The organism is Daejeonella rubra (assembly GCF_900103545.1).
Taxonomy (GTDB): Bacteria; Bacteroidota; Bacteroidia; order Sphingobacteriales; family Sphingobacteriaceae; genus Daejeonella; species Daejeonella rubra.
Map to the genome: position 1 here is coordinate 51,539 of NZ_FNHH01000027.1, position 7,434 is coordinate 58,972.

Annotated in this window: 7 protein-coding genes; 6 read left to right on the forward strand and 1 reads right to left on the reverse strand. The window is 34.9% G+C overall.

What is annotated here, in order from left to right; all coding sequences use genetic code 11:
- Positions 1–17 precede the first annotated feature (17 nt).
- From BLR27_RS15180 to BLR27_RS15205, 6 genes are read left to right on the forward strand one after another with little or no spacing between them, the layout of a single operon-like run.
- Positions 18–953: a glycosyltransferase gene (locus BLR27_RS15180; protein ID WP_090706291.1), complete on the forward strand. Its 936-nt coding sequence runs from the start codon at positions 18–20 to the stop codon at positions 951–953.
- Complete coding sequence (locus BLR27_RS15185) at positions 946–1,977, forward strand: DegT/DnrJ/EryC1/StrS family aminotransferase (RefSeq protein ID WP_176767719.1); 1,032 nt, start codon at positions 946–948, stop codon at positions 1,975–1,977. Before BLR27_RS15180 ends, BLR27_RS15185 begins: the two co-directional genes overlap by 8 nt.
- On the forward strand, positions 1,977–2,675 hold the full coding sequence (locus BLR27_RS15190) for a WbqC family protein (RefSeq protein WP_090706293.1): 699 nt from the start codon (positions 1,977–1,979) through the stop codon (positions 2,673–2,675). The genes BLR27_RS15185 and BLR27_RS15190 overlap by 1 nt, the downstream gene beginning before the upstream one ends.
- Positions 2,676–2,678: 3 nt before the next feature.
- On the forward strand, positions 2,679–3,821 hold the full coding sequence (locus BLR27_RS15195; RefSeq protein ID WP_090706295.1) for a class I SAM-dependent methyltransferase: 1,143 nt from the start codon (positions 2,679–2,681) through the stop codon (positions 3,819–3,821).
- A gap of 6 nt (positions 3,822–3,827) precedes the next feature.
- Positions 3,828–4,982: a dTDP-4-amino-4,6-dideoxygalactose transaminase gene (rffA, locus tag BLR27_RS15200; protein ID WP_090706310.1), complete on the forward strand. Its 1,155-nt coding sequence runs from the start codon at positions 3,828–3,830 to the stop codon at positions 4,980–4,982.
- Positions 4,982–5,794, forward strand: coding sequence for a class I SAM-dependent methyltransferase (locus BLR27_RS15205; RefSeq protein WP_090706297.1), 813 nt, complete (start codon positions 4,982–4,984; stop codon positions 5,792–5,794). Before rffA ends, BLR27_RS15205 begins: the two co-directional genes overlap by 1 nt.
- Before the next feature lie 302 nt (positions 5,795–6,096).
- Here the strand turns inward: BLR27_RS15205 and BLR27_RS15210 are convergent, their stop codons facing one another.
- On the reverse strand, positions 6,097–6,711 hold the full coding sequence (locus BLR27_RS15210) for a class I SAM-dependent methyltransferase (RefSeq protein WP_090706299.1): 615 nt from the start codon (positions 6,709–6,711) through the stop codon (positions 6,097–6,099).
- Between the last annotated feature and the right edge of the window lie 723 nt (positions 6,712–7,434).

Consider the following 7,434-nt stretch of genomic DNA (forward strand, 5'->3'; position numbering starts at 1 on the left):
GAAAATTTACAATCGCAATGAAGGTTTCTTTAGCATCTCCAGTATATAACGAAAGTGAAAAAATAACTGAATTTGTTCATAGAGCAGTTCAATCATTAAAAAATATCAGTGAGAATATTGAACTTGTTCTTGTCGATGATTGTAGTTCTGATGATACAGTTGATAAAGTAAAGAGTCTTTTGAAACAATATCCATTCATTAAATTAATAAGGCTAACAAAAAATTCAGGACAACATATTGCGACCTCAATAGCACTTCAGCATACAAGCGGTGATTTGATTTTTATGATGGATTCTGATTTACAGATAAATCCTGAATCTATGAAAGATATGTTTGATTTTAGTAATCTCAAAGAGAGTTGGGACATTATAAGTGCAAATAGATTGACACGATCGAGTAGTTTAAGAAGGCAAGTAGGCTCAAAAATCATTTCATTTTTGTTACAGAGAATTGGCAAAAATAAATTTAAAGATATAGGGTCTACCTTTAAGCTTATTAAAAGGAAAGCATTAGATAAAATGCTTGCAAATGATATTCTGATACAAAATTTACCGATACTAATAATGAATCTGAATTTTAAGATTATTGAATTTCCTATCGATTATAATCAAATTCAAAATAGAAAAAGCCATTATAGGGTCACTGATTTGTTATCTGTAATAACTTTGGCTCTTCTTAATTTTAGTACGGGTGGGTCTACACTTATCATACTAATTATTACTGGTGTTCTTTTCTTTTTCATTGGTTCTACTACTATTGTTGGGCTAATATTGTGGGGGATAATTAATGTTTCGGAACTTCCTACAAACATGTTGCTTTTTTCAACGATGCTTGCTATAATTGGTCTTCAGCTCATTCTTTTGAGCATGGTAGTATTTAAACTGGAAAGACTAAATAAAAATCTTGATTTTCGAAAAGCAATCAATCAGAGGATTGAATATGAAAATGATTGATTTAGCAGAAATGATTTATACCGGAAGAGGCTCATCGGCACTATATGCTATTCTTAATTCCATCACAGTAACAAAAAAAAAAATCCTGCTTCCAGTAAATATTTGTGAGATCGTTATTCCGCTTATCCAAATGGCAGGATTTATTCCCGTTTTTTATGATGTAAATCCCGCCACAGGAAATTCAGATTTAGAAAATATAAAAGCTAAATATACTGGGGAGGAGTCTGTTTTACTGGCTGTTCATAATTTCGGTGCAGCGCTGGAGATTGATCTGATTTCTGATTGGGCTAAAGAGAATGTTATCTTCCTTATTGAAGATGTTTGCAATGCTTTGGGTGCCACATACAAGAACGTTCCTGCAGGTAATTGGGGAGATGCTGCTATCTATAGTTTTGGGTATTCTAAAATTGTGGAGTTGGGATTTGGGGGTGGATTAACAGTCAGAGATTCTGGCTTAAGACAAAAGGTCATAGAATTAATTTCCACCTTCGACCTGTATTCAGCGCTTCACAAAGAGGCAGATCATGATTTTCAATCAAAATTAAGAAACCTGAGAAACGATCCCGGCAATCAAAAGCCTGAAATTTATCGCCCGTTGTATGATGATTATGCTAAATTTTTGATTTATCGACTGGATAATCAAAATGTGACTTTGATAAAGGATGCTATTGTAGATCTTGATCATATTCTCCTGCCGAGATATCAGAAAGCAATGATGTACAAAAATGGAATCAGTTCCTCGAAGATTTCGCATATTAAGGAAGTTCCGGGACAGATATTCTGGAGATATAATATTCTGGTAGAACCTCAATGGAGAGATGAATTATTAAAACTGCTGATCGATAATACTATTTGGGCTAGTAAGTGGTATCCCCCGGTAAATCAGTTGTTTTTTGAGGGGAGTGAATCTGGAGGCTATTCAGGTGCAGATCTGTTTTCTAAAAGAGTGATCAATCTATTTGTAGACGAGCGTTTTTCAATCGCAGAAGTTAAAAGAACAATTAGCTTAATAAATCAATTTTAATGGTCATCTCAATTATTCAACCCTGCTTTGTACCCTGGCTCGGATATTTTGAACAGATTGCCCTGGCAGATGTGTTCGTGTATATGGATGATGTTGATTATACCAAAAAGGACTGGAGGAATGGAAATCAGTTAAAGAGTCCTTATGGGATAAAAAATATTGGATTTCCTGTGAAGAAATGTTCAAGACATACCCCACTGAAAGATGTTGAAATTTCATATAATTCACTATGGGAGGATCATTTATTTAATCAGATACATAATTGGTATTCCCAATCAACTTATTATCAGGAAATTATAGATATGATCAAGCCTGTTGTTTACAGTAAATTTCTCGGTCTTGTAGAGTTAAACTTTCATTTGAATAATGCTGTGTTAAATTATTTAAAGATTAAAACTCCTATTTACTTTTCATCTGATATTGAAAGAAATACCAGTGGTAAAGTTGACAGGATTGTTGAGCTTTGTAAGCATTTTAAAGGAGTTGATATGTTATTTGATGGGAAAAAAGCACAGGATTTTTTAGAAGAGGATTATTTACTTCAGCATGATATAAAAGTGGTTTTTCAGGATTACCATCATAAACCATATAAGCAATTATGGGGTGATTTTGTACCCTATATGTCTGTTCTAGATCTGTTAATGAACCAGGGGCCAAACTCAATTGAATATATAGTTACGAGTAAAATTAGTCTATAAATTATGTTGCAAAGAATTTGTCCGGTATCAGGTAGTTCAAGCTGGATACCTGTATTTGAATCGGCTACAGGAAGAATAATTACCGGTGACCAGAGGATCTGTGATGGAAATTTAGAGAAAGTAATTTGCCCGGAAAGTGGGGTGGTTGCAAATAAAAACAGATTTTCTGATTCTGACCTTGAAATACTTTATGGCGAAGAGTATGAATTAAATGTTTTGGGCAAAGAAGAACATTTTTTTTATACTGAAAATGGACCTAAAGCTAGATCTGAAGTATTTTTTGATTGGATTGATCCTCATTTACCGGAAAACTTCAGTTCTTTAATTGAAATTGGATGTGGTGAGGGTAATCTGCTTGATCGTATATCCGGTAAATTTCCTGAAAGATCTGTAAGCGGAATAGATGGAAGTTTTAAGGCAGTGGAACTGGCTGCAAATAAGGGGCTGGATGTTCAGCGTAAACTGATTCTTGGAAATGAAGATTTACCTGTTGCAGATGTTTATCTTCTTGTTAATGTAATAGAGCATATTGAAGATCTCGGTTTGTTTATCAATAATCTTAAAAAATCCCTTGCAGTCGGCGGAAGGATAATTTTTTGTTTGCCGGTTCAGGATTATGGAGGTTATGATATCTTCTTTTACGAGCACGTATGGCATTTTACTTCAAAGCATTTTGAAAGGGTCCTATCTAATAACGGACTAAAATTAGTTTATTCGGATATTAATCATCCGGTGAATCATGGAATTGGATTGTTTGTTTGCGAAATCTCACCAGCTTCAACTGAAAATTCAGAGGGGGTTTATTCAGATATGATTCAAAAGAATCTTGACTTTTGGCTTGCTAATTTTAAAGGATTAAATAATTTAATTAAGCAAAAAAGTTTTGAACGCATCGCTATTTTTGGAGCCGGTGAAGTTTCAACTTTGTTTCTTGCTTTCTCTGATCTTTTTAAACAAAATATTATTGCCTGTATTGATGATACCAAGCCAGAGGGAATGTTTAAACATGGTATTCCGGTTTACCCTTCCTACTGGCTCGAACAAAATCAACCAGACCTTTTATTGCTTGCTGTAAATAAAAAGTATTATCCCATGATTGAAGAAAAGTTTAAGCATCTTAATCTTAATATTCAGCCTATTTATTAATTGAAATTGGACAAAAAGAATAAAATAGCTTTTAATGTGCCATATCTTACTGGTATGGAACTGCATTATATGCAGGATGCGGTAGGCACAGGTAAGATTTCAGGTAATGGTAAATACACCCAGCTATGCCAGAATTATTTTGAGAATCGTTATGGCTTTGGGAAATGTTTTTTGACTTCCTCCTGTACCGATGCGCTGGAAATGGCGGCTATTTTACTCGATATCAAAGCCGGAGATGAGATAATTATTCCTTCTTATACCTTCGTTTCAACGGCAAATGCCTTTGTACTTCGGGGAGCAAAAATAATCTTCGCTGATTCCATGAATGGGAATCCAAATATTGACGCAGATCAGATCGAAGCCCTGATTACTCCCAGAACCAGGGTAATAGTGCCTGTTCATTACGCAGGTATTGCCTGTGACATGGACAAGCTCATGGAGCTTGCTGAGAGATATAAATTATATGTTGTTGAAGATGCCGCTCAGGCTATAGATAGTTTTTATACCGGAAAAGACGGTCGCAGGAGGGCATTGGGGAGTATCGGGCATATGGCGGCATTCTCTTTTCATGAAACCAAAAATATCATTTCGGGCGAAGGTGGAATGCTGGCAGTAAACGACCCTCAGTTTGCCCAGAGGGCTGAAATTATCTGGGAAAAAGGAACAAATCGCAGTGCATTTTTCAGGGGCGAAGTTGATAAATACAATTGGGTGGACATTGGCAGTTCTTTTTTACCATCTGAAATCACAGCAGCTTTTTTATGGGCTCAGGTCGAATGTTTAGATCAGATTCAAGCTGCCAGAAAAGATATCTGGAATTCTTATCATGAAAGATTGAAGGAATTGGAATCATCAGGTAAATTTAAATTGCAGGATATTCCACCCTATTCAACCAATAATGCACATATGTTTTATCTGCTTTGTCCCTCCGGAGATTGCCGAAATCAATTGATTGAGACTTTTGTTAAACAAGAAATTTATGCAATTTTTCATTATTTGAGCCTTCATTCAAGCCCTTATTACAGCAAAGAGCATGATGGTCGCATACTTAAAAACAGTGATGCATTTTCTGATACACTGATCAGGCTTCCTATGTTCAACACTTTAGGGCTATCTGAAATTGAAAGAGTAGTTGATATTATTAAAAGGGAATTTAATTAATGGCAGAATTCGAAATTATAGATGGGTTTAAATGTTACAGCCCTAAACTCGCAATTTCCAATAATGGGTTTTCTGCAGATTCTTTCTCCTTTTTAAGACAGGTAGAAGAAAATAATTTTTGGTTTAAAGTCAGGAATAGAGTATTGATCGGATTAATTAAAAAATATTCAGGACGATCCGGTAAAAAAAAGCTGTTGGAGATTGGTTGTGGGACGGGTTATGTATTATCCGGATTAAGTGCTTCAACTGATTTTCAGCTAAGCGGCTCAGATATTCATGTGGAAGGTTTAAAATATGCGAAGGAACGTGTTCCCTCTGCTGAATTTATCCAGATGGATGCTACGGTAATGCCTTTCGAGAACGAATTTGATGCAATCGGAGCATTTGACGTAATAGAACACATTTCGGAAGATGAACTGGCTCTAAAAAACATCCATCATTCGCTTCGTAAAAATGGAGTTTTATACATCAGTGTACCTCAATATATGTTTATGTGGTCGTCGATTGATGAAATCTCTTTTCATAAACGCCGGTATTCCAAAGCAGAACTGATTCAGAAAGTTTCAGCAGCCGGATTTAAAATTGAATATTATGGGAGCTTTGTATTTAGTTTGTTTCCCGTAATGGTAATTTCCAGGTTTTTATTGCAAAACAAGAAAGGGGTTGCATCAGGAAACGAAGAGTTTAAAATCAATAAATATTTAAATGTTTTACTGGAATCTGTTTTAAGTATAGATGAATTTTTAATAAAATCAGGAATCAGACTTCCCTTTGGGGGCAGTTTACTCTGTGTGGCAAGAAAGATTGATTAAACATCCGGATAAAAATGATATTTTCGAAGGGATTTTCTTCCAGGACTGTCAATCTCAGAGGAGTTATATCGGTTTATTTTATTATTTTTTGAACTATCTGAATCAGAACCCCGATCTGATGCTTACCCCCATTTATCACGACATGTAGACATAAAGGGGTTAAAATGCCAGTGTTTAGATCGGGCTGTAGTTCCAAATTTATTTAGAATGTAACAAAACCTAATCTGTGTGGTATATTCATGGATAATTATCATTGTGGTATATTTATCAATATAAGATACATGATAAAGAATAACTAGATGTTATTTAATACAGCTCATTATAAAATGAGTGTATGGTATCCGAAGAAAGTTAGACAAAAGGTCGTCTTTAATCTCATTAATATTAAATCGCTCCATTGCCAAATTTTTATATTCTTCTGGTGTTCTGATAAACTGTCCTCGATCCCTTGATACCATCCACTTAGCTATTGCAGACTGTTCATTAGAGTATGCACCATCCACCGTAACTAATTTACCTCCTGGTTTAAGTGCTTTGTAAGAAAAATCGAACAATTTTCTTGCAGCATCATCATCCAAGTGGTGTATTACCCCGGTTGCAATGATTATATCAAATTCATTATGATAATGTCTATCAGTACTTTCAATTGAGTCTCTATAAAATTCCCCTCTTCCGTATCCAGCCTTCTGGCAAAAATCGATACATGACTGTAGGGGGTCAAAACCAACATAGTCTAAATCTTTAGGCAGATACGATAAGATATCTCCGGTACCACAGCCAATGTCTAGCATGCGTGTATTCGGTTTAGGACTGATGTATTTTTTTACGAATATTTTTCTGGCTTTATTAGAACCTGCGAGGTACTGAAAGGTATTATAGAGAATAGGATTGTCAAAAATTGCAGCTATTTTTTTCATCGGGCTAATAAAAGTTTATTTAAGATAATTTTATTGGGAAAATTGAACCCAGTTTAAGCAGATTTCAACTAGCCCACATAATATTTGAATATTTTTCTGTTTTTGTCAAACCATGTTAGCGCTTTGTTTACTTCATAGCATAGTCTTTACTCAATGTTATTTAGTTGCTAATAGTTTGGTTAGGAAATATTTTTTATTTTTTGCGATAACAAAAAACAATGCTAATCTCCTTATGTTCCCTTATTTCTTCTGGCTAATATACTGTGAAAATATATAATCTATAGCTTGGTGAGTGCACCTAAATTTGTGTCTAAATTAATCCAAGGACAAGTCTTACTAGCTGATTTTGATTTCAACCTAGTGAATGTCGCTTCATTATTAAAATGTATGATTATTATAATGCCAACCTGAATTCCATTATTGCTTTTTGAGGAACACTCCAACCACTCCTTAAGAGAGAACCGGCACAATTCTCAATAGAGCTTAAATTATTCTAAGGGTGAGGCGCCTCTCGTTTATAGGATGGATCTTTTTGAAAAAAAATATTGCATTTAATGAAATAGTATTTATGTTATATTTGTTCATTAACCATTCGATAAGCTTTGTTTAACTTCATCAATATAGTACCTAGATATTCCGACGAAAGTACGCCAGTGTTCCGCGACAAAGTACCCCATTTATTCCGGAGCAAAGTACGCCAGGCAGACCGGCCTGTAACATCAC